Raw genomic sequence first — 20541 nt, forward strand, 5'->3', positions numbered from 1 at the left:
ATTTTAAAGTTATTATTTTTTAGCAGGTTTTGGTCTCTTAGTACCATATTTAGAACGTCCTTGCATACGTTTGTCAACACCAGCTGTGTCAAGCGCACCACGAACGATGTGGTAACGTACCCCCGGTAAATCCTTTACACGACCACCGCGAATTAATACTACGCTATGCTCTTGTAGGTTATGACCGATACCTGGGATGTAAGCTGTAACCTCGATACCGTTTGTTAAACGTACACGAGCGTATTTACGTAACGCTGAGTTAGGTTTCTTTGGAGTCATTGTACCAACACGAGTACATACACCACGTTTTTGAGGTGCAGAGATATCAGTTGATTTTTTCTTTAAAGAGTTGAACCCTTTGTTTAACGCAGGTGATTTAGATTTCCATACTTTATCAGTACGACCATTTCTCACTAATTGGTTAATAGTAGGCATTTGATTATCCTCCCTTCGCATGTTTGTATGACCACATATCCAGGTGGTTCATTATTAGTTGAAAACAAAGTTTTTGCAAGGGAGAGCAAATGCTCTCTCCTCACAAAAACAGTTTTAACTTATTATTCCTATTGCTGAAGCTCCCACTTGAATCCCCGCAACTTTTCCAAGTTTACGAACTGATTCAACTTTGGTTATGGGTATGTTATGTTGCAATGCAGTATGAATGATAATATGGGTTAACCGCATATCAGCATCTTCCGCAATGACAACTTCTTTAACTATACCATTTTTGATTGCTTCCAATGTACGTTTATGACCAACGACTACATTTTCAGCATTTGACACTTTTTGATAAGACATATAAATATCCTCCAAAGCATCGTTCAGGAGCAACCTTGCTTATAGTAACATTTTGACTCATACAATGTCAACTAGGATTAACTGTTTTTATACAAAATTTACGACGGAAAATTTTACTGTTCCACATAAACTTCATCGTTTTCTACATTCGTGTCACCTTGTGTTGTTTTAACAAGATCCACTTTGCGATAACGATTCATACCTGTTCCAGCAGGAACAAGTTTACCGATAATAACATTTTCTTTCAATCCTAGAAGCTCATCGCGTTTACCCTTAATTGCTGCATCAGTTAAGACACGAGTTGTTTCTTGGAACGATGCTGCAGATAAGAATGAATCTGTTTCAAGTGAAGCTTTTGTAATACCAAGTAGAACAGGTCTAGCTGTTGCTGGTTGTTTACCTTGCAGTAACACCTTCGCATTCGCATCAGTAAACTGATGGATATCTAGTAATGTTCCTGGTAATACATCTGTTTCACCTGCATCACTTACACGAACTTTACGTAACATTTGACGTACCATTACTTCTACGTGTTTGTCACCAATTTCTACCCCTTGCATACGGTATACTTTTTGAACTTCACGTAATAAGTATTCTTGAACCGCCGTAATGTCCGTTACTTTTAGTAATTCTTTCGGATCAATAGAACCTTCTGTTAACTCTTTACCGTGGCTAATTTGCTGTCCTGGAATTACTTTCAGACGAGCACCGTAAGGAATAGCATACGTACGAGCTTCAACTTCACCCTGTACAACTACTTCTTGGCGATCTTTAACATCGTTGATCGCTGCGATAACACCGTCGATTTCACTGATAACTGCCTGACCTTTCGGATTACGAGCTTCGAAGATCTCTTGGATACGAGGTAAACCTTGAGTGATATCATCTCCGGCAACCCCACCTGTATGGAATGTACGCATCGTTAACTGTGTACCTGGCTCACCAATAGATTGAGCTGCGATAATACCTACCGCTTCCCCTACTTCTACGTCTGTTCCAGTTGCTAAGTTACGACCGTAACACTTCTTACATACACCGTGGCGAGTGTTACACGTAAACGCTGAACGAATGTTTACAGTTTCAACACCCGAATTTTCAACGATATGAGCGATATCTTCAGTAATTAATTGATTTTCAGCAACTAATACTTCACCTGTTTCAGGATGTTTTACAGTTTTTCTTGCAAAACGTCCAACAAGACGATCATATAATGACTCAATAACTTCATTACCCTCTTTAATCGCACCAATTAATAAACCGCGATCTGTTCCACAATCATCTTCACGAACGATTACATCTTGTGCAACGTCAACAAGACGACGTGTTAAGTAACCAGAATCGGCAGTTTTTAGTGCTGTATCGGCAAGACCTTTACGCGCACCATGCGTAGAGATGAAGTACTCAAGTACTGTTAAACCTTCACGGAAACTTGATTTGATTGGAAGTTCGATGATACGACCAGATGGATTGGCCATCAGACCACGCATACCAGCAAGCTGAGTAAAGTTTGATGCGTTACCACGGGCACCGGAATCACTCATCATGAAGATTGGGTTGCGTTTATTCAAGGACTTCATCAGTTTTCCTTGGATAACATCTTTTGCATTACTCCAAATAGAGATAACGCGATCGTAACGTTCTTCTTCCGTGATTAAACCGCGACGGAATTGTTTAATTACATTATCTACTTTTGCTTGTGCTTCATGGAGAATTTCATCTTTTTCGCCTAATACAAGAATGTCAGATACCCCAACTGTAATACCAGCTTTTGTAGAGTACTTGAATCCTAAGTTTTTCATACGGTCAAGCATGCGAGACGTTTCTGTAATTTTGAAACGTTTAAACACTTCCGCAATGATGTTACCAAGGATTTTCTTGCTGAATGGCGCCACTTCTTCGCGACTAGCAATAATTTCTTTAATGTTCGCACCTTTTTCAACGAAATATTTCGCTGGTGTTTCTTTTTCAAGGTTTGAATTTGTTGGTTCATTAATATAAGGGAACGACTCTGGTAAGATTTCGTTAAATATCAATTTACCAACTGTTGTTAATAGAAGCATACTCTTTTGCTCTTCAGTGAATGTTGCGTTGTTTACTGCGCTTGCAGCTACTGCAACACGTGTATGAAGATGTACATATCCATTTTGGTATGCAAGTAATGCTTCGTTTGCATCTTTGAAGACCATACCTTCACCGATTGCGCCTTCACGCTCAAGTGTTAAGTAGTAGTTACCTAATACCATATCCTGAGATGGAGTAACAACTGGTTTACCGTCTTTCGGGTTCAAGATGTTTTGTGCCGCTAACATAAGAAGACGAGCTTCAGCTTGTGCTTCTGATGATAAAGGTACGTGAACGGCCATTTGGTCACCGTCAAAGTCCGCGTTGTATGCAGTACATACAAGTGGGTGAAGACGGATCGCGCGACCTTCTACTAATGTAGGTTCAAACGCCTGAATACCAAGACGGTGAAGTGTTGGTGCGCGGTTTAGAAGTACTGGATGTTCTTTAATCACAGATTCTAAAACGTCCCAAACTTCAGGTTGTACACGCTCGATTTTACGTTTCGCACTCTTAATGTTGTGTGCTAATCCTTTTTCAACTAACTCTTTCATTACGAAAGGTTTGAACAGTTCAAGCGCCATCTCTTTCGGTAATCCACATTGATACATCTTTAAGTTCGGTCCTACAACGATTACAGAACGACCAGAGTAGTCAACACGTTTACCTAATAAGTTTTGACGGAAACGTCCTTGTTTACCTTTAAGCATGTGAGATAGTGATTTTAATGGACGGTTACCTGGTCCAGTAACTGGACGGCCACGACGACCATTATCGATTAATGCGTCTACAGCTTCTTGTAACATACGTTTTTCGTTTTGAACGATGATGCTTGGTGCACCTAAGTCCAATAGACGTTTTAAACGGTTGTTACGGTTAATTACACGACGGTATAAGTCGTTTAAGTCAGAAGTAGCAAAACGTCCACCATCTAACTGTACCATTGGGCGTAGTTCTGGTGGGATTACTGGTAGAACATCTAAAATCATCCAAGATGGTTCATTTCCAGAGTTACGGAATGCTTCTAATACTTCTAGACGTTTAATAGCACGAGTACGGCGTTGTCCTTGTGCTGTTTTTAATTCTTCTTTTAAGAAGTCTACTTCTTTATCTAAATCGATGTCTTGTAGTAGCTTTTTAATCGCTTCTGCACCCATAGTAGCTTGGAATGTACTACCATATCGATCACGATATGCACGGTATTCTTTTTCAGAAAGTAATTGCTTCTTATCAAGTGGTGTATCTCCACTTTCTGTTACAACATAAGAAGCGAAATAAATTACTTCTTCAAGCGCGCGAGGGGACATGTCTAAGACAAGTCCCATGCGGCTCGGGATACCTTTGAAATACCAAATATGAGATACAGGAGCAGCTAATTCGATATGACCCATACGTTCACGACGTACTTTCGCACGCGTTACTTCAACGCCACATCGATCACAAACTACACCTTTATAACGTACACGTTTGTATTTTCCGCAATGACATTCCCAGTCCTTTTGTGGTCCGAAAATACGCTCACAGAACAAGCCATCTTTTTCAGGCTTTAACGTACGATAGTTAATCGTTTCTGGTTTCTTAACTTCACCGTATGACCAAGAACGAATCTTGTCAGGTGAAGCAAGTCCAATCTTCATATATTCAAAGTTATTTACATCTATCAAGGGGCCTACCTCCCTTTTAGTCTACAGGTTATCCCAATTATTCCTTAGTTGTCTCAACTTCGACATTCAATTTATCTGCTGATTGATGATCATCGTCATCTTCCGTATCACGCATTTCAATTTCTGTATCGTCGCTAGACATCATTTTAACGTCCATACCTAAACTTTGCAGCTCTTTAATCAATACTTTGAATGATTCAGGAACGCCTGGTTCTGGAACATTTTCGCCTTTAACAATTGCTTCATACGTCTTAACACGTCCAACAACATCATCAGACTTCACTGTTAAGATTTCTTGAAGAGTATAAGCAGCACCGTAAGCTTCAAGTGCCCAAACCTCCATCTCACCGAAACGCTGTCCACCGAACTGAGCTTTACCTCCAAGAGGCTGCTGCGTTACAAGTGAGTATGGTCCAGTAGAACGAGCATGAAGTTTATCGTCAACCATGTGCGCAAGTTTGATCATATACATGACACCAACAGATACGCGGTTATCGAATGGTTCACCAGTACGTCCGTCATACAGGATTGTTTTCGCGTCATTTGCCATACCAGCTTCTTCAATTGTGCCCCAAACATCTTCCTCACGAGCACCATCGAATACTGGTGTTGCAATGTGAATGCCAAGGTATCTTGCTGCCATACCAAGATGAAGCTCTAATACCTGACCGATATTCATACGAGATGGTACCCCTAATGGGTTTAACATGATATCGATTGGCGTACCGTCTGGTAAGTAAGGCATATCTTCTTCTGGTAAAATACGAGAGATAACACCTTTGTTACCGTGACGTCCGGCCATCTTGTCACCTTCAGAAATTTTACGTTTTTGAACGATATATGCACGTACAAGTTGATTCACGCCTGGTGGCAACTCGTCGCCATCTTCACGGTTGAATACTTTTACGTCTAAGATAATACCGCCACCACCGTGTGGTACACGTAGTGATGTATCACGTACTTCACGCGCTTTTTCTCCAAAGATAGCATGTAATAGACGTTCTTCAGCTGTTAATTCTGTTACACCTTTAGGTGTTACTTTACCAACAAGTAAATCTCCATCTTTTACTTCCGCACCAACGCGAATGATACCGCGCTCGTCAAGGTTGCGTAATGCATCTTCCCCAACGTTTGGAATGTCACGTGTAATTTCTTCTGGTCCAAGCTTCGTATCACGAGCTTCTGATTCATATTCTTCAATATGAATAGAAGTGTACACATCATCTTTTACAAGGCGCTCACTCATAATGATCGCATCCTCGTAGTTATAACCGTCCCAAGTCATGAAGCCAACAAGCACGTTACGTCCAAGTGCTAGTTCACCTAATTCCATAGAAGGACCATCCGCAAGGATTTCACCTTTTACAACTTCATTTCCAACACTTACGATTGGACGTTGGTTGTAGCAAGTTCCTTGGTTAGAACGAATGAATTTTTGCATTTTGTAGCGATCTAAGTCGCCTTTTACTGTTTGACCGTCAACTTCTACATAGCGACGTACCCAAACTTCACGTGCTTCTACGCGTTCAACAACACCAGGGTGTTTACAGATTACTGCAGCACCTGAGTCTTTCGCTGATACGTACTCCATACCTGTACCTACAATCGGAGATTCCGGATTCATTAACGGAACCGCCTGACGTTGCATGTTCGCTCCCATAAGTGCGCGGTTAGAGTCATCGTTTTCTAAGAACGGAATACAAGCTGTCGCTGCCGACACTACTTGTTTTGGTGATACATCCATGTAGTCGATGCGTTCTTTATTTGTGACAATGTTTTCACCACGGAAACGAGCTACGATATCTTCATCAAGGAATTCTCCTTCTTCAGATAATTTCATATTCGCTTGGGCTACAACATAATTATCTTCTTCATCTGCCGTTAAATAATCAACATGCCCTGTTACAAGACCAGTTTCTGGGTCAACACGACGGTATGGTGTTTCAATGAAACCAAACTCATTTACTTTCGCGAACGAAGATAATGAGTTGATCAAACCGATGTTTGGTCCCTCTGGTGTTTCAATCGGACACATACGACCATAGTGAGAGTAGTGAACGTCACGTACTTCAAAGCCTGCGCGCTCACGCGTTAAACCACCGGGTCCTAATGCAGATAGTCTTCGTTTGTGAGTTAACTCTGCTAATGGGTTTGTTTGGTCCATGAACTGAGATAACTGAGAACTTCCGAAGAACTCTTTAATAGATGCAATAACAGGACGAATATTAATTAATGCCTGTGGTGTAATTGCATTTGTATCTTGGATCGACATTCTCTCACGAACAACACGTTCCATACGAGAAAGACCGATACGGAATTGATTTTGTAATAGTTCTCCAACAGAACGCAGACGACGGTTTCCTAAGTGGTCAATATCATCTGTATCCCCTACTTTGTATAGTAGGTTGAAGAAGTAACTGATAGAAGCAAGGATATCACCTGGTGTGATGTGTTTTACATCACGAGTAATATTTGCATTACCAATTACATTAATTACGCGTTCGCCTTCTGACTCAGGAGCATAAATCTTAATAGATTGCAGCTCAACATCGCCTTCTACCACTCCACCCATTGGTTTCGCTGTTTTGAATCCAATGTTTTTCTCTAAGTAAGGTAAAATGCGATCAAGTGTACGACGATCTAAGATTGTTCCTTCTGCCGCTAAAATTTCACCAGTTTCTGGATCCACTAATGTCTCAGCTAAACGTTGATTAAACAATCTGTTTTTAATGTGTAACTTCTTGTTGATCTTGTAGCGACCTACATTTGCTAAATCGTAGCGCTTTGGATCAAAGAAACGAGACACAAGTAAGCTCTTAGCATTTTCTACTGTTGGTGGTTCACCAGGACGTAGACGCTCATAAATTTCAAGCAATGCTTTTTCTGTGCTATCTGTGTTGTCTTTTTCTAATGTGTTGCTTAAGTATTCGTTATCACCTAAAAGCTCGGTGATTTCTTGATCAGAGCCAAACCCTAATGCGCGTAACAAAACAGTTACAGGAAGTTTACGCGTACGGTCAATACGCACATATACAACATCCTTAGCATCTGTCTCATACTCTAACCAAGCTCCGCGGTTTGGAATTACAGTAGCAGTAAAACCACGTTTTCCGTTTTTATCCACTTTGCCACTATAGTATACGCTTGGAGAGCGAACTAACTGGGAAACGATAACACGTTCTGCACCGTTAATTACGAATGTTCCAGTCTCTGTCATGAGTGGGAAATCTCCCATGAACACATCTTGTTCTTTTACTTCACCAGTTTCCTTGTTGATTAGACGCACTTTTACACGAAGTGGTGCTGCATACGTCACATCACGCTCTTTGCATTCGTCTACAGAGTATTTAGGTTCACCTAAGCTGTAGTCGATAAATTCAAGCGATAGATTTCCCGTAAAGTCTTCAATCGGAGAAATGTCTTGGAACATTTCTCGCAAACCCTCATCAAGAAACCACTGATAAGAAGAGGTTTGAATTTCGATAAGATTTGGTAACTCTAATACTTCACTAATACGGGCATAACTTCTTCGTTGGCGGTGGCGTCCGTATTGAACTAGTTGACCTGTCAACTGCTTCACCCCTCAAATCATGAGTATTATAAATGCACAAAAAAATTTGTGCAAAATCACAAATAAATACAACTACTGCTATTAGCGTAGTTTTTTCTCTTAAAGATAAATACGTTGAGTCTTTCTACCTGCTCAAAAAAGAAAAATGGCTTCTAGAAGAAAACCATCATTCTGTTTCATAATCTGCTGATTTTACTATCTTTTCCAAGAGAAACAAAAATATACATCTTTCTCAACGCAGAAAATCATATATTGGCATTGTATAATGTTAACATAGCCAAAAATAACCGTCAACGTTTTTTTGATTTTATGATATAATATCCTTTTTTCTTTTCTACAACTTCGACTTCAGAAAATACTTCTTCTAGTTTCTTCAGTGCAGATGGTGCACCTTGCTTCTTTTGAATAACAATCCACAACTCTCCACCTGGAACTAAATGCTCTACAGCCTTTTCTAAAATCTCATGCACGATATCTTTACCTGCACGAATTGGAGGATTAGATAGAATAGCAGCATACATACCATCTACGTTTTCATAGACGCTACTTTGAAAAATGTGTACATTTCCAATTCTATTGTTAGCGGCATTTTCTTTCGCAAGCTCAAGTGCCCTTTCATTCACATCCACCATGTGAACTTTACGGTCTTGAAACTCTTTCGCCAACGATAAACCAATTGGTCCATATCCACAACCTACGTCTAATATATCACCTTTAATATCTGGCACTTGAAACGCTTCAATTAAAAGACGAGAACCAAAGTCCACTTCGTTTTTCGAGAACACCCCACGGTCAGATAAGAAAGTAAATTGAGATCCACGAAGTGTAAATTCCCATCGCTTACGATCACTTTTACTAGAAGGGTCGTTAGAAAAATAATGGTCTGCCATATGGCCACCTCTTTTCTTTACAGTTAAAAAAAAAGCTCGCATGAGAGCGAGCTTTTTTTAAAGCATCAAAAGTTAATTACTTAACTTCTACAGCAGCGCCAACTTCTTCAAGTTTAGCTTTGATTTCTTCAGCTTCTTCTTTAGCAGCAGCTTCTTTGATTACTTTTGGAGTGTTGTCAACTAATTCTTTAGCTTCTTTTAAGCCAAGACCAGTGATTTCACGAACAACTTTGATAACTTTGATTTTTTGTGCACCAGCGCTAGTTAGTTCCACATCAAATTCAGTTTTCTCAGCAGCAGCTTCTCCAGCGCCACCAGCAACTGCTACAGGAGCAGCAGCAGTTACGCCGAATTCTTCCTCGATAGCTTTTACTAAGTCGTTAAGTTCTAATACAGTCATAGATTTAACTGCTTCAATGATTTGTTCTTTAGTCATTGTAAATATCCTCCCTTAAATAGGTTTGTATTGTTTTATCGATAATACGTAATTATCTTTTAAAAAATTAAGCGCCTTGCTCTTCCTTTTGGTCTGCAACTGCTTTAGTAGCAAGTGCAAGGTTACGGATTGGAGCTTGAAGAACGCTAAGAAGCATAGAAAGTAAGCCTTCACGTGATGGAAGAGTAGCGATAGCTTTAACCTCATCAAGTGTTACAAGTTTACCTTCGATTACGCCCGCTTTAATTTCTAAAGCTTCATGATCTTTAGCGAAGTCGTTTAATACTTTCGCAGGAGCAACTACATCCTCGTTACTGAACGCGATTGCGTTTGGTCCTGTTAAGAATTCATTTAACTCAGCCATTTCAGCAGATTCTGCAGCACGACGAGTTAGAGAGTTTTTGTAAACTTTGAACTCAACGCCAGCTTCACGTAAGTTTTTACGTAATTCTGTTGCTTCAGAAACTGTTAAACCACGGTAGTCAACAACGATTGTAGATTTACTAGCGCGAAGTTTGTCCGCGATTTCAGTCACAACTTGTTGTTTAGTTTCGATTACTTTGCTCATGTTATTACACCTCCTGTAGATTATATAGAAGATGTACCGAAAGTGCACTAAAAACCTCCATGCCCAACTTGTAGACATGGAGGCATATAGTCACAGAAAAAAATTCCGTTTCGTATATTAACACCTAGGTAGGAAATTAAGTCTATCGACACCTACTGTCTACGGTACACTATTTAAATTCACAACATAAATGATTATATAAAAACTTCTTTATGAAGTCAACTTCCAAAATTTACGCTAATGTAGAAACGTCTACACGTACGCCAGGTCCCATTGTAGAAGCAACTGTTACGTTCTTCATGTAAGTACCTTTTGCAGCAGCTGGCTTAACTTTTTGTAAAGTGTCAGCGATTGTTCTGAAGTTTTCTACTAATTTAGCATCTTCGAAAGATACTTTACCGATTGGAACGTGGATGTTACCAGCTTTATCAACGCGGTATTCAACTTTACCAGCTTTGATTTCGTTAACAGCTTTAGTTACATCGAAAGTAACTGTTCCAGTTTTAGGGTTTGGCATTAAACCTTTAGGTCCTAATACGCGACCAAGTTTACCAACTTCACCCATCATGTCAGGAGTTGCTACTACTACATCGAAATCGAACCAACCTTGTTGGATTTTACCGATGTAATCTGTATCGCCTACGAAGTCAGCTCCAGTAGCTTCAGCTTCTTTAGCTTTTTCACCTTTAGCGAATACTAATACACGTTGTACTTTACCAGTACCGTGCGGAAGAACAACTGCACCACGGATTTGTTGGTCAGCTTTCTTAGGGTCAACACCTAAACGGAATGCAGCTTCTACAGTTGCATCAAATTTAGCTGTGTTTGTTTTCTTTACTAATTCTACTGCTTCTGTTGCAGAGTAAGCAGCTGCACGATCAACAAGCTTCGCAGCTTCTACGTACTTTTTACCTCTTTTAGCCATTTTTATTTCCTCCTCGAATGTGGTTTTAGCGGAATAACCTCCCACGTTTACGCTTATTTTCAGGTATAACCTGAGGATGCGCGCCATCCATTTATTTAAAAAACGATAATCATTTACGATAATAAAGGTTGCGAATTGGAATTCCAGACCCGCAACCTTTTTTAAAAACAAATCGAATTAGTCTTCGATAACGATGCCCATACTGCGTGCAGTACCTTCAACCATACGCATTGCAGCTTCTACGCTAGCAGCGTTTAGGTCAGGCATTTTAGTTTCAGCGATTTCGCGTACTTTATCACGCTTAACAGTTGCCACTTTATTACGGTTTGGTTCACCAGAACCAGACTCGATACCAGCTACTTTCTTAAGAAGAACAGCAGCAGGAGGAGTTTTAGTAATGAAAGTGAATGAACGGTCCTCAAATACCGTAATTTCAACAGGGATGATAAGACCAGCTTGATCTGCTGTACGAGCGTTAAACTCTTTACAGAAGCCCATGATGTTAACACCTGCTTGTCCTAATGCTGGACCAACCGGTGGAGCTGGGTTAGCTTTACCTGCAGGAATTTGAAGTTTTACCATTTTAATTACCTTTTTAGCCACGAGACACACCTCCTTAAGTCCGTGATGTGGTCAATTGGACAGTGATTTGCCCTCCCACGTCATATTTTATCTGTAAGGATAAAATCTTTCAAAAAACGTCTCCGATAACGAAGACGTACTGACTTAAAAGATATTATCACTTTTTACAATTCATTTCAAGTTTCATTTTATAATTTTTCAATTTGGTGGAAGTCAAGTTCAACTGGAGTCTCGCGACCAAACATGTCCACAAGCACGCTAACCTTTTTCTTCTCCACATCAATTTCTTCGATAGCACCTGTATAATCTGCGAATGGCCCCTCATTTACACGTACTGTCTCATGAAGTTCAAAGTCGAAATCAACCACTTCGTTGTCCATTCCCATATGTTTCATAATGGTAACAACTTCCTCTTCTAATAGAGGTGATGGTTTAGATCCAGAACCAGAAGAACCAACGAACCCAGTTACACCTGGCGTGTTACGTACAACATACCAAGAGTCATCAGTCATGATTAATTCTACTAATACATAACCTGGGAACACTTTTCTTTTCATTAATTTTTCTTTACCGTTTTTCATTTCTACTTCTACTTCTTCCGGGACAACAACACGGAAAATTTTATCTTGCATACCCATTGATTCTACACGTTTCTCTAGGTTTGCTTTTACTTTATTTTCATATCCAGAATAAGTATGGACAACATACCAACTTTTTTCCATTCATTTAGGACGAGCGTCCTTCCCTCCCTGACGTACATTTTTTTGCGCAAATGAAAAAACCCGTTCACCGGGCTTTTACACAGTTCTTATAAATAACATTATATCATGGATAAGTGCTTCTTATTCAAGAATTAACCAAGAATTAACCGAATTAAAGAAGAAATGCCCATATCAACCACTGCGAAAAAAATCGCAAAGAAGACAACTGTAGCGATAACAGTCGCTGTTGAACGGAGTAATTCATCTTTTTTAGGCCAACTTACTTTTTTCATTTCGCGACCTACATCGCCGAAAAAGTTCGTTAAACGCATCTACGGGACCTCCAGTGTATTATTTCAATTATTTATTTTGTTTCCTTGTGAACTGTATGCTGATTACATGTTTTACAGAATTTCTTTATTTCAAGTCGCTCTACTGAGCTCGTATCTTTCATCGTAGAGTAGTTTCGATTTTTACACTCTTCACATGAGAGTACAACTTTTTTCCTCATCAGTTACACCAACCTTGTAACATTATGTCCCTAAAAATGTATCATACAACAAAAGACAATGTCAATGACATGCCTTTTGTACTCTCTACAAAAAGAAAACAGGTGATTTTTTACACCTGTAGCACTTGTTATGAATTTAAAGTGGTACTCTCTCTCATTTCCATATATCGTTCCAATTTCCGCTTCACCCTCTGTAAAGCGTTATCAATAGATTTCACATGTCTATTTAACTGTTCCGAAATCTCTTGATAAGAACGACCGTCTAGATATAAAGAAAGCACTTTTCTTTCTAAATCGCTTAATAATTCAGATATTTTAGATTCTATGTCTGTATATTCTTCCTGACTTATAATCATTTCTTCAGGATCAGTTACCTTCGCTTCCGAAATAACATCTAATAATGTCCGATCAGATTCCTCATCATAAATCGGCTTATCTAAAGACACATATGAATTTAACGGAATATGTTTTTGCCTGGTTGCTGTTTTAATAGCGGTAATAATTTGTCGAGTGATACACAGTTCAGCAAATGCTTTGAATGAAGACAGCTTGTCCTCTTTATAATCACGAATCGCTTTAAACAATCCAATCATACCTTCTTGAACAATATCTTCTCGATCGGCACCCACTAAGAAATAAGATCTTGATTTCGCGCGAACAAAGTTCTTATATTTGTGAATCAAATATTCTAGAGCGTCAGTATTACCTTTTCGAACTAACTCAACGATTGCCTCATCCTCTAAATCACGAAATGTAACGTCGCCTACACCTACGAAGCCTGCTTCCACCTTGATCCCTCCGACCGCTATTTATTTAGCAATATTATACAGTAAAAAGATAAAGAGCGTCAATGCTTCAACGCTCTCCTCTTCTTAATTTTTCTAACTTTTCTGTAATATCTTTACTAAATATCTTTCGCATGGCGGGTTGCTTTTCTTTTGTGTCTTGCGTACGCCTTCTTACTTGTTGCTCCATCGCTTGTACTTCCAGCTCTAATTCACGTGCAGATTTCCGAAGAGCACCTTGTGCAAATATAACCCATTGTTCCGTATAATCAGAAGTCGCAACATATATTTGCGTATTTATATTTCTAAGCTCAATCGCAAGTTGCTCTATCTTTTCATCTGCAGTTTGATTCTTCCTCGTGAATATGACTTCCACACGCGATTGTTTCATCTTTTTTTCAATACCGTGGACTGTATAAGCATCAAAAACTATCATTACCTTTGTACCTGTGTAACCTTGGTAATCCGCCATCTTATCAATCAGTGCATCTCTTGATGATTGCAAATCTACATCCCGTAGTTTCTTCAAGTCTCCCCAAGCTCCGATAATGTTGTAACCGTCAACGATTAAAATATCGTTCATTTTTTATTTACCAATTTCGTTACGTTTACGATATACCTCATACATTAACAAACTTGCGGCTACTGAAGCATTTAAGGATGTAACTTTACCAACCATCGGTAAAGTGATTAGGAAATCACATTTTTCACCAATAATACGACTCATACCTTTTCCTTCACTTCCAATTACTAATCCAATTGGCATTTTACCATCTAAATTGCGGTAATCCGTTTTCCCTTTGGCATCTGTACCAGCAATCCAAAGTCCACGTTCTTTTAATTCATCGATTGTACGAGATAAATTCGTTACGCGCGCAACAGGAATATATTCAATTGCTCCAGTAGATGCTTTCGCAACTGATGCTGTAAGTCCCACAGCTCTTCTTTTCGGAATAATAATTCCATGAGCTCCTGTTGCATCCGCAGTACGCATAATAGAACCTAGGTTATGCGGGTCTTCAATTTCATCTAAAATTAAGAAGAAAGGGTCTTCATTACGCTTCTCTGCTACTTTGAATAGATCTTCTAGCTCAGCATATTGATAGGCAGCCACTTGAGCAATTACACCTTGATGGTTTCCCTCAACTAATTGATCTAACTTCTTTTTTGGTGCATGTTGTAAAATAATCTTATTTTCTTTCGCTAGTGCTAGTACAATTTGTACTTGTCCTTTGGCAGCACCTTCTGCGATCCAAATTTTATTAATATCTCTTCCTGATCGTAACGCCTCGATTACAGGGTTACGTCCAATAATATATTCACTACTCATGATGATGTGCCCCCTTCCTTTTCTTCTAAAACAGCAATTGCCTTATATACAATTTCGTCTAATCTTTCACGATTATTTAATAAGTGATGATAGCCAATTAGCGCTTCAAAGGCTGTACTATGTCGATATGTTTGTACATCCGTATTTTTCGGAACAGTACCTGAATTTGCATTACGCCCTCTTCGTAGTACCGCTTCTTCTTCCTCAGTTAAAAATGCTGTCTCTAATAAATGATAAACAACTTTCGCCTGTGCTTTTGCCGAAACAAAGCTCGTCCCTAATCGGTGTAATTGATTAGGACGAACTTTCCCTTTTTGAAGTAGGTGGTAGCGGATATATTGTTCATATACCGCATCACCCATATATGCTAACGCTAAGCTGTTTAATTGCTTTGCATCAATCATTCTTATCCTCTTTTCCATCTTGTACCTTGAGCGGTATCTTCTAAAATAATATTACGGTCTTTTAAATCATCGCGAATTTTATCTGATAATGCAAAATCACGATTTTTACGAGCTTCAATTCGTTTTTGAATAAGTGCCTCAATTTCTTCATCAAGCAACTCGTCTTGTGCCAATTCTAACCCTAAAATATCAAATAATGTTTCAAGTTGTTTTACATATGCTTCAATTACCACTTTAGACGTATGCTCTTCCAGTAAATATTGATTTGCATGATTTGCTACATTATATAATTCAGTGATTGCATTAGCAGTGTTGAAGTCATCATTCATTGCTTCTTCAAATGCAGTCTGGAATTTTTCCAGCTCAGCTAACCATTTCTCATTATGGTCTGTTAAATCCGTACTACTTTCCATACGGTGTTTTAAGTTACCGTAAGCCGTTTTAATTCTTTCCAGTCCGTTATTTGTACTTTGTAATAACTCTTCACTGAAATTAATTGGGTGACGGTAATGTACTGATAGCATAAAGAATCTAATTAACTGTGGATCATATTGCTTAATAATATCGTGAACCAAAATGAAGTTCCCAAGTGACTTAGACATCTTCTCATTATTAATATTAATATATCCATTGTGCATCCAATAACGTGCAAATGTTTTTCCTGTTAACGCCTCAGACTGCGCAATTTCATTCTCATGATGAGGAAATGCCAAGTCTTGACCACCAGCATGAATATCGATTGTATCCCCTAAGTATTTACGCGCCATTGCCGAGCATTCAATATGCCAGCCTGGACGACCTTTACCCCAAGGGCTTTCCCAGAAGATTTCTCCTTCTTTCGCAGCTTTCCATAAAGCAAAATCAAGAGGGTCTTGTTTCTTTTCTCCTACTTCAATACGCGCACCGTGACGTAATTCTGCGATTGGTTGATGCGATAATTTACCGTACCCTTCGAATTCCTTCGTTCTAAAGTACACATCACCTTCTGATTCATATGCATATCCTTTATTCACAAGTTCCTGAATAAATTCAATAATGGTATCCATATTTTCCGTTACACGAGGATGAACCGTTGCATGTTTGCAACCTAGTGCCGTTACATCTTCAAAGTACGCTTCAACGAAACGGTCAGCTATTGTCGGCACATCTTCACCTAATTCATTTGCCGCTTTAATTAATTTATCATCTACGTCAGTAAAGTTAGATACGTACTGCACATCATACCCTTTATATTCTAAATAACGGCGTACCGTATCAAATACCATAGGTGGTCTTGCATTCCCAATGTGAATATAGTTATAAACTGTAGGTCCGCACACATACATCTTTACCTTATTTTCTTCTAATGGAGTAAACTCTTCCTTTTGACGTGTTAACGTATTATAAATGTGAATAGTCATTTTTATCCTTCCTTTCTACCTTTACTTCAAGTTGTTTTTTCAATTTATCAAGTTCTACTTCCATGACCTTTAATTTATCAAAAATTGGGTCGGGAAGATCAGAATGATTTAATTCTTGACCGATCTTCACTCCATTTTGAATAACGACTCGGCCAGGTATACCTACAACTGTAGAATGTGCAGGGACTTCTTTTAATACGACAGACCCTGCTCCAATTTTAGAATTCTCTCCAACTGTAATAGAACCTAGCACTTTAGCACCTGTTGCAATTAATACATTATCCTGAATTGTAGGGTGCCTCTTTCCCTTTTCTTTACCCGTACCACCTAATGTAACCCCTTGATAGATCGTTACATTATCACCAATTTCGCACGTTTCTCCAATTACAACCCCCATTCCATGGTCTATGAAAAAACGACGACCAATTGTTGCTCCTGGATGAATCTCAATGCCAGTAAAGAAACGACTAACTTGTGAGATCCAACGTGCAATAAAGAAGAAATTCTTTTTATAAAAAGCATGTGCAATTCGATGGGCCCAAACTGCATGTAATCCAGAGTAAGTCAAAATGACTTCGAAATAACTTCTTGCCGCTGGATCCTGTTCAAAAACGACTTCAATATCTTCCCGAAGCCTCTTAAACATCGACGTTCCCTCCCCTTTATGGGCTGCTTTTTCGAGTGAACTAAACTCCCTACTTATCCCCCTAAATCTTTATACACGGGGATAAAACTTATACTCATACCCATTTTTACGGTATAAAAAAAGACGCCTCTGTCATATTGACAGAGACGCCTTATAAGCGCGGTTCCACTCTGTTTAGGCTAAAAAAAGCCTCAAACTCATCTCTGATAACGGTGTACACCGCTTCTGCTTACTTTACGCCCTAAGACGTTTCGCAAAACAATTTGCTGTTCAGCAGAAGACTCGAAGGGGCATTTCAAAAATCCGCTTATAAACCACTTCCAGCCTAAAGGTGGTTCTCTCTGTAAAAAGCCTGATTTTCTACTTCTCCTTCTCGTCGCTTTTCCTTATTAGGTTTTAAGTATACTTATTATATTTCTAAACCTAGAAAATGTTAACCAATTACTTTTTGAAGACGATTTAAAACTTTTTCTTTTCCAAGAAGTGCAATAGCATTAGGAAGTTCTGGGCCATGTGTTTGACCAGTAGTTGCAACACGGATTGGCATAAATAAATTTTTACCTTTATGACCTGTTTCCTTTTGGACTGCTTTAATAGCCGCCTTAATTGCTGCTGGCTCCATCGCTTCTAGTGCTTCTACTTGACCAGCAAATGCACGAAGTACTTCTGGTACTTGTTCACCTTTTAATACTTCTTGTCCTTCTTCTTCATGATCAACATGATCTTTGAAGAACATTTCAGAAAGCTCTACAATTTCAGCTCCAAAACTCATTTGCTCATGATATAACGCAATTACATCACGAATCCAAGCTTGTTCTTGTTCACTTAGAGTTTCGCCTATACGTCCAGCTTTCACTAGATGCGGTAAGCTCAATTCTACCACCGTATCTAAATCTTGCTTTTTCATATATTGGTTGTTCATCCATTTTAGTTTTTGAGAATCAAATAATGCAGGTGATTTTGATAAACGAGCTGCATCGAACATTTTGATAAACTCTTCTTGAGAGAAGATTTCTTCTTCTCCTACTGGCGACCAACCTAGTAGTGCAATAAAGTTAAAGATTGCTTCTGGAAGATATCCAAGCTCTTTATATTGCTCAATAAATTGAATAATAGATTCATCACGCTTACTTAATTTTTTACGGCTTTCGTTTACAATTAAAGTCATATGACCAAATTGCGGAATATCCCAACCGAAAGCTTCATAAATCATCATCTGTTTTGGCGTGTTTGAAATATGATCATCACCACGAAGTACGTGTGTAATTTCCATTAAGTGATCATCTACTGCTACCGCAAAGTTATAAGTTGGAATTCCATCTTTTTTCACGATAACGAAATCACCGAAATCATTTGAATGGAATGCAACTTCATCTTTTACAATATCTTTAAATGTGTAATCACGGTCAGCTGGTACACGGAAACGAATACTTGGAATACGCCCCTCAGCTTCAAATTCTTTCACTTGTGCTTCAGTTAAATCACGGTGGTTACCTGCGTAACGAGGTGTTTCACCACGAGCGATTTGCCCTTCACGTTCTGCTTCTAGCTCTTCTTCTGTCATATAACATTTGTAAGCTAAACCACGCTCTAATAAATCTTCATATAATTTTTTATACATATCTAAACGCTCTGTTTGACGATATGGTCCAAATTCACCACCAACATCAACACCTTCATCCCAGTCCATACCGAGCCATTTCAAGTATTTTAATTGGCTTTCTTCTCCACCAGCAACATTACGTTTTACATCAGTATCTTCAATACGAATAATAAACTTACCATCTTGATGACGAGCAAATAAATAATTAAATAATGCCGTACGCGCATTTCCGATATGTAAGTGTCCTGTTGGACTTGGCGCATAGCGCACTCTCACTTGCTTTTCCATAATTGGTACACCTTCCATTCTTAATGTCAACACATTCTATAATTGTACACCAAAAAAATGTGATTATCCATCTTACGAATTAAAAACCATTATTTTTTCTGTAATAAAACAACTGCTTGAGAAGCAATTCCTTCTTCCCTACCTGTAAATCCTAATTTTTCTGTTGTTGTTGCCTTTACATTGATATTATCAATAGACGTTTCTAATAGTTCGCTAATGCGTTTACGCATACTTTCAATATGCGGTGCCATTTTCGGCTTTTGGGCGATAATTGTACAATCTAGGTTCCCTAGCTCATAACCTTGTTCACGTACAAATTCCCAAACCTTCTGTAACAATACAGCTGAATCCGCATCTTTAAAGGCAGGATCTGTGTCAGGGAAATGTTTTCCGATATCCCCTGCTGCAATTGCACCTAAACATGCGTCTGCGATCGTATGTAACAATACATCTGCATCCGAGTGACCGATCAATCCTTTCTCATGAGGAATTGTAATTCCACCGATAATTAACGGTCTACCTTCCGCAAATTCATGTACGTCAAAACCTTGTCCAATTCGAAACATTCTTTACATCCTCCTCAAGCTAAACTACTGAGCTTTATGACTCTATATTATATCGCTATCCCTATAAAGAAAAGCCCGGCCTTTGCCGAGCTTTTCTTCGCTATAATCATTACTATCATTTCTTTTGAACGTGAAGAAAGCTTTCAGCAATTAGTAAATCCTCTGGAGTCGTCACTTTAATATTATAGTAACTCCCCTCTACTACACCTACTTGCTTCCCGATACGTTCCACGAGACTTGCATCATCTGTACCAAGGAAACAACTCTGCTTCGCACTTCTATGAGCTTCTAGCAAAAGAGAAACAGAGAACCCTTGCGGTGTTTGTACAGCTTTAAGCTGAGATCTTTCTACCGTTTCGACAACAACACCCTGCTGTACTTTCTTAACGGTATCTTTCACTGGCACCGCACAAATGGAAGCCCCATATTTTTCTGCTGCAGTTAATACATCTTGAATCACTTTATTTGTTACGAACGGGCGCGCACCGTCATGTACAAGAACATACTCAACATCACTCGTATGCTGAATCGCGTTATACACACTATCTTGTCTTTCAGCTCCACCCTGAATAAATTGTACTGGCTTTTCAACTGGATACTTCTGCATTAGCTCTTCAAAATAAGGGCTTTCTTCTTCGTTAATTGCCATGATAATATTTTTACATGCTTTATCCTTTTCAAAAGCACGTAACGTATGCACAATAATCGGTACTTCATTAATAAGTAAGAACAACTTATTTTTGCCAGCACCCATACGCTTTCCTTGACCAGCTGCTGGAATAATTAATGTATACATATTAATAATCCTCTAC

General features: G+C 39.0%; 21 protein-coding genes and 2 other annotated features. All 21 genes read right to left on the reverse strand.

Annotated features, from left to right (window positions below):
- Positions 1-12: 12 nt before the first annotated feature.
- Complete coding sequence (gene rpsL / locus CO726_RS23795) at positions 13-435, reverse strand: 30S ribosomal protein S12 (RefSeq protein WP_001142341.1); 423 nt, start codon at positions 433-435, stop codon at positions 13-15.
- Positions 436-549: 114 nt separating this feature from the next.
- Positions 550-798, reverse strand: a complete 249-nt coding sequence (locus CO726_RS23800; RefSeq protein ID WP_098759793.1) for a ribosomal L7Ae/L30e/S12e/Gadd45 family protein — start codon at positions 796-798, stop codon at positions 550-552.
- Between the two features lie 113 nt (positions 799-911).
- Positions 912-4523, reverse strand: coding sequence for a DNA-directed RNA polymerase subunit beta' (rpoC, locus tag CO726_RS23805; RefSeq protein ID WP_099685881.1), 3612 nt, complete (start codon positions 4521-4523; stop codon positions 912-914).
- A 37-nt stretch (positions 4524-4560) separates the two neighbouring features.
- On the reverse strand, positions 4561-8094 hold the full coding sequence (gene rpoB / locus CO726_RS23810) for a DNA-directed RNA polymerase subunit beta (RefSeq protein WP_000147555.1): 3534 nt from the start codon (positions 8092-8094) through the stop codon (positions 4561-4563).
- A gap of 290 nt (positions 8095-8384) precedes the next feature.
- Complete coding sequence (locus tag CO726_RS23815; protein ID WP_000763282.1) at positions 8385-8984, reverse strand: class I SAM-dependent methyltransferase; 600 nt, start codon at positions 8982-8984, stop codon at positions 8385-8387.
- A gap of 76 nt (positions 8985-9060) precedes the next feature.
- The gene (rplL, locus tag CO726_RS23820) at positions 9061-9420 is read right to left on the reverse strand and encodes a 50S ribosomal protein L7/L12 (protein WP_000159736.1); all 360 of its coding nucleotides are present in this window, start codon (positions 9418-9420) and stop codon (positions 9061-9063) included.
- A 67-nt stretch (positions 9421-9487) separates the two neighbouring features.
- Positions 9488-9988, reverse strand: a complete 501-nt coding sequence (gene rplJ / locus CO726_RS23825; RefSeq protein WP_029439120.1) for a 50S ribosomal protein L10 — start codon at positions 9986-9988, stop codon at positions 9488-9490.
- Positions 9989-10027: 39 nt separating this feature from the next.
- Positions 10028-10171 (reverse strand) — a sequence feature (ribosomal protein L10 leader region).
- 49 nt (positions 10172-10220) lie between these two features.
- Entirely contained in the window at positions 10221-10913 is a 693-nt protein-coding gene (rplA, locus tag CO726_RS23830) for a 50S ribosomal protein L1 (RefSeq protein ID WP_099685882.1), read from the reverse strand.
- Positions 10914-11090: 177 nt separating this feature from the next.
- On the reverse strand, positions 11091-11516 hold the full coding sequence (rplK, locus tag CO726_RS23835; protein ID WP_001085872.1) for a 50S ribosomal protein L11: 426 nt from the start codon (positions 11514-11516) through the stop codon (positions 11091-11093).
- A gap of 167 nt (positions 11517-11683) precedes the next feature.
- Entirely contained in the window at positions 11684-12217 is a 534-nt protein-coding gene (nusG, locus tag CO726_RS23840) for a transcription termination/antitermination protein NusG (RefSeq protein WP_000415794.1), read from the reverse strand.
- 131 nt (positions 12218-12348) lie between these two features.
- On the reverse strand, positions 12349-12528 hold the full coding sequence (secE, locus tag CO726_RS23845) for a preprotein translocase subunit SecE (protein ID WP_001241321.1): 180 nt from the start codon (positions 12526-12528) through the stop codon (positions 12349-12351).
- Between the two features lie 32 nt (positions 12529-12560).
- The gene (rpmG, locus tag CO726_RS23850) at positions 12561-12707 is read right to left on the reverse strand and encodes a 50S ribosomal protein L33 (RefSeq protein WP_002070160.1); all 147 of its coding nucleotides are present in this window, start codon (positions 12705-12707) and stop codon (positions 12561-12563) included.
- 128 nt (positions 12708-12835) lie between these two features.
- Complete coding sequence (locus CO726_RS23855; RefSeq protein ID WP_098759795.1) at positions 12836-13495, reverse strand: RNA polymerase factor sigma-70; 660 nt, start codon at positions 13493-13495, stop codon at positions 12836-12838.
- Positions 13496-13562: 67 nt separating this feature from the next.
- Entirely contained in the window at positions 13563-14075 is a 513-nt protein-coding gene (locus CO726_RS23860; protein WP_000997883.1) for an NYN domain-containing protein, read from the reverse strand.
- Between the two features lie 3 nt (positions 14076-14078).
- Positions 14079-14822 carry a 23S rRNA (guanosine(2251)-2'-O)-methyltransferase RlmB gene (gene rlmB, locus CO726_RS23865; protein WP_000093759.1) on the reverse strand — a complete coding sequence of 248 codons (744 nt, stop codon included), beginning with the start codon at positions 14820-14822 and terminating at the stop codon, positions 14079-14081.
- On the reverse strand, positions 14819-15226 hold the full coding sequence (locus CO726_RS23870; RefSeq protein WP_000564261.1) for a Mini-ribonuclease 3: 408 nt from the start codon (positions 15224-15226) through the stop codon (positions 14819-14821). Before CO726_RS23870 ends, rlmB begins: the two co-directional genes overlap by 4 nt.
- A 2-nt stretch (positions 15227-15228) precedes the next feature.
- Positions 15229-16626: a cysteine--tRNA ligase gene (cysS, locus tag CO726_RS23875; RefSeq protein ID WP_099685883.1), complete on the reverse strand. Its 1398-nt coding sequence runs from the start codon at positions 16624-16626 to the stop codon at positions 15229-15231.
- Positions 16607-17272: a serine O-acetyltransferase gene (gene cysE / locus CO726_RS23880; RefSeq protein ID WP_000476500.1), complete on the reverse strand. Its 666-nt coding sequence runs from the start codon at positions 17270-17272 to the stop codon at positions 16607-16609. The genes cysS and cysE overlap by 20 nt, the downstream gene beginning before the upstream one ends.
- 139 nt (positions 17273-17411) lie before the next feature.
- Positions 17412-17658, reverse strand: a binding site (T-box leader).
- 47 nt (positions 17659-17705) lie between these two features.
- Complete coding sequence (gltX, locus tag CO726_RS23885) at positions 17706-19163, reverse strand: glutamate--tRNA ligase (RefSeq protein ID WP_099685885.1); 1458 nt, start codon at positions 19161-19163, stop codon at positions 17706-17708.
- An 89-nt stretch (positions 19164-19252) separates the two neighbouring features.
- Complete coding sequence (gene ispF, locus CO726_RS23890) at positions 19253-19729, reverse strand: 2-C-methyl-D-erythritol 2,4-cyclodiphosphate synthase (RefSeq protein WP_000488386.1); 477 nt, start codon at positions 19727-19729, stop codon at positions 19253-19255.
- A gap of 115 nt (positions 19730-19844) precedes the next feature.
- Positions 19845-20525: a 2-C-methyl-D-erythritol 4-phosphate cytidylyltransferase gene (ispD, locus tag CO726_RS23895; protein WP_099685886.1), complete on the reverse strand. Its 681-nt coding sequence runs from the start codon at positions 20523-20525 to the stop codon at positions 19845-19847.
- Positions 20526-20541: the final 16 nt, after the last annotated feature.

Origin of the sequence: Bacillus fungorum, assembly GCF_002746455.1 — a bacterium.
GTDB lineage: Bacteria > Bacillota > Bacilli > Bacillales > Bacillaceae_G > Bacillus_A > Bacillus_A fungorum.

Bases quoted from the DNA above. Each gene is read 5' to 3' on its own strand.
- rpsL (WP_001142341.1), bottom strand. From the start codon at position 435: ATGCCTACTATTAACCAATTAGTGAGAAATGGTCGTACTGATAAAGTA.
- CO726_RS23800 (WP_098759793.1), bottom strand. From the start codon at position 798: ATGTCTTATCAAAAAGTGTCAAATGCTGAAAATGTAGTCGTTGGTCAT.
- CO726_RS23815 (WP_000763282.1), bottom strand. From the start codon at position 8,984: ATGGCAGACCATTATTTTTCTAACGACCCTTCTAGTAAAAGTGATCGT.
- rplL (WP_000159736.1), bottom strand. From the start codon at position 9,420: ATGACTAAAGAACAAATCATTGAAGCAGTTAAATCTATGACTGTATTA.
- rplJ (WP_029439120.1), bottom strand. From the start codon at position 9,988: ATGAGCAAAGTAATCGAAACTAAACAACAAGTTGTGACTGAAATCGCG.
- rplA (WP_099685882.1), bottom strand. From the start codon at position 10,913: ATGGCTAAAAGAGGTAAAAAGTACGTAGAAGCTGCGAAGCTTGTTGAT.
- nusG (WP_000415794.1), bottom strand. From the start codon at position 12,217: ATGGAAAAAAGTTGGTATGTTGTCCATACTTATTCTGGATATGAAAAT.
- secE (WP_001241321.1), bottom strand. From the start codon at position 12,528: ATGCGTTTAACGAACTTTTTCGGCGATGTAGGTCGCGAAATGAAAAAA.
- rpmG (WP_002070160.1), bottom strand. From the start codon at position 12,707: ATGAGGAAAAAAGTTGTACTCTCATGTGAAGAGTGTAAAAATCGAAAC.
- CO726_RS23860 (WP_000997883.1), bottom strand. From the start codon at position 14,075: ATGAACGATATTTTAATCGTTGACGGTTACAACATTATCGGAGCTTGG.
- rlmB (WP_000093759.1), bottom strand. From the start codon at position 14,822: ATGAGTAGTGAATATATTATTGGACGTAACCCTGTAATCGAGGCGTTA.
- CO726_RS23870 (WP_000564261.1), bottom strand. From the start codon at position 15,226: ATGATTGATGCAAAGCAATTAAACAGCTTAGCGTTAGCATATATGGGT.
- cysS (WP_099685883.1), bottom strand. From the start codon at position 16,626: ATGACTATTCACATTTATAATACGTTAACACGTCAAAAGGAAGAGTTT.
- cysE (WP_000476500.1), bottom strand. From the start codon at position 17,272: ATGTTTAAGAGGCTTCGGGAAGATATTGAAGTCGTTTTTGAACAGGAT.
- gltX (WP_099685885.1), bottom strand. From the start codon at position 19,163: ATGGAAAAGCAAGTGAGAGTGCGCTATGCGCCAAGTCCAACAGGACAC.
- ispF (WP_000488386.1), bottom strand. From the start codon at position 19,729: ATGTTTCGAATTGGACAAGGTTTTGACGTACATGAATTTGCGGAAGGT.
- ispD (WP_099685886.1), bottom strand. From the start codon at position 20,525: ATGTATACATTAATTATTCCAGCAGCTGGTCAAGGAAAGCGTATGGGT.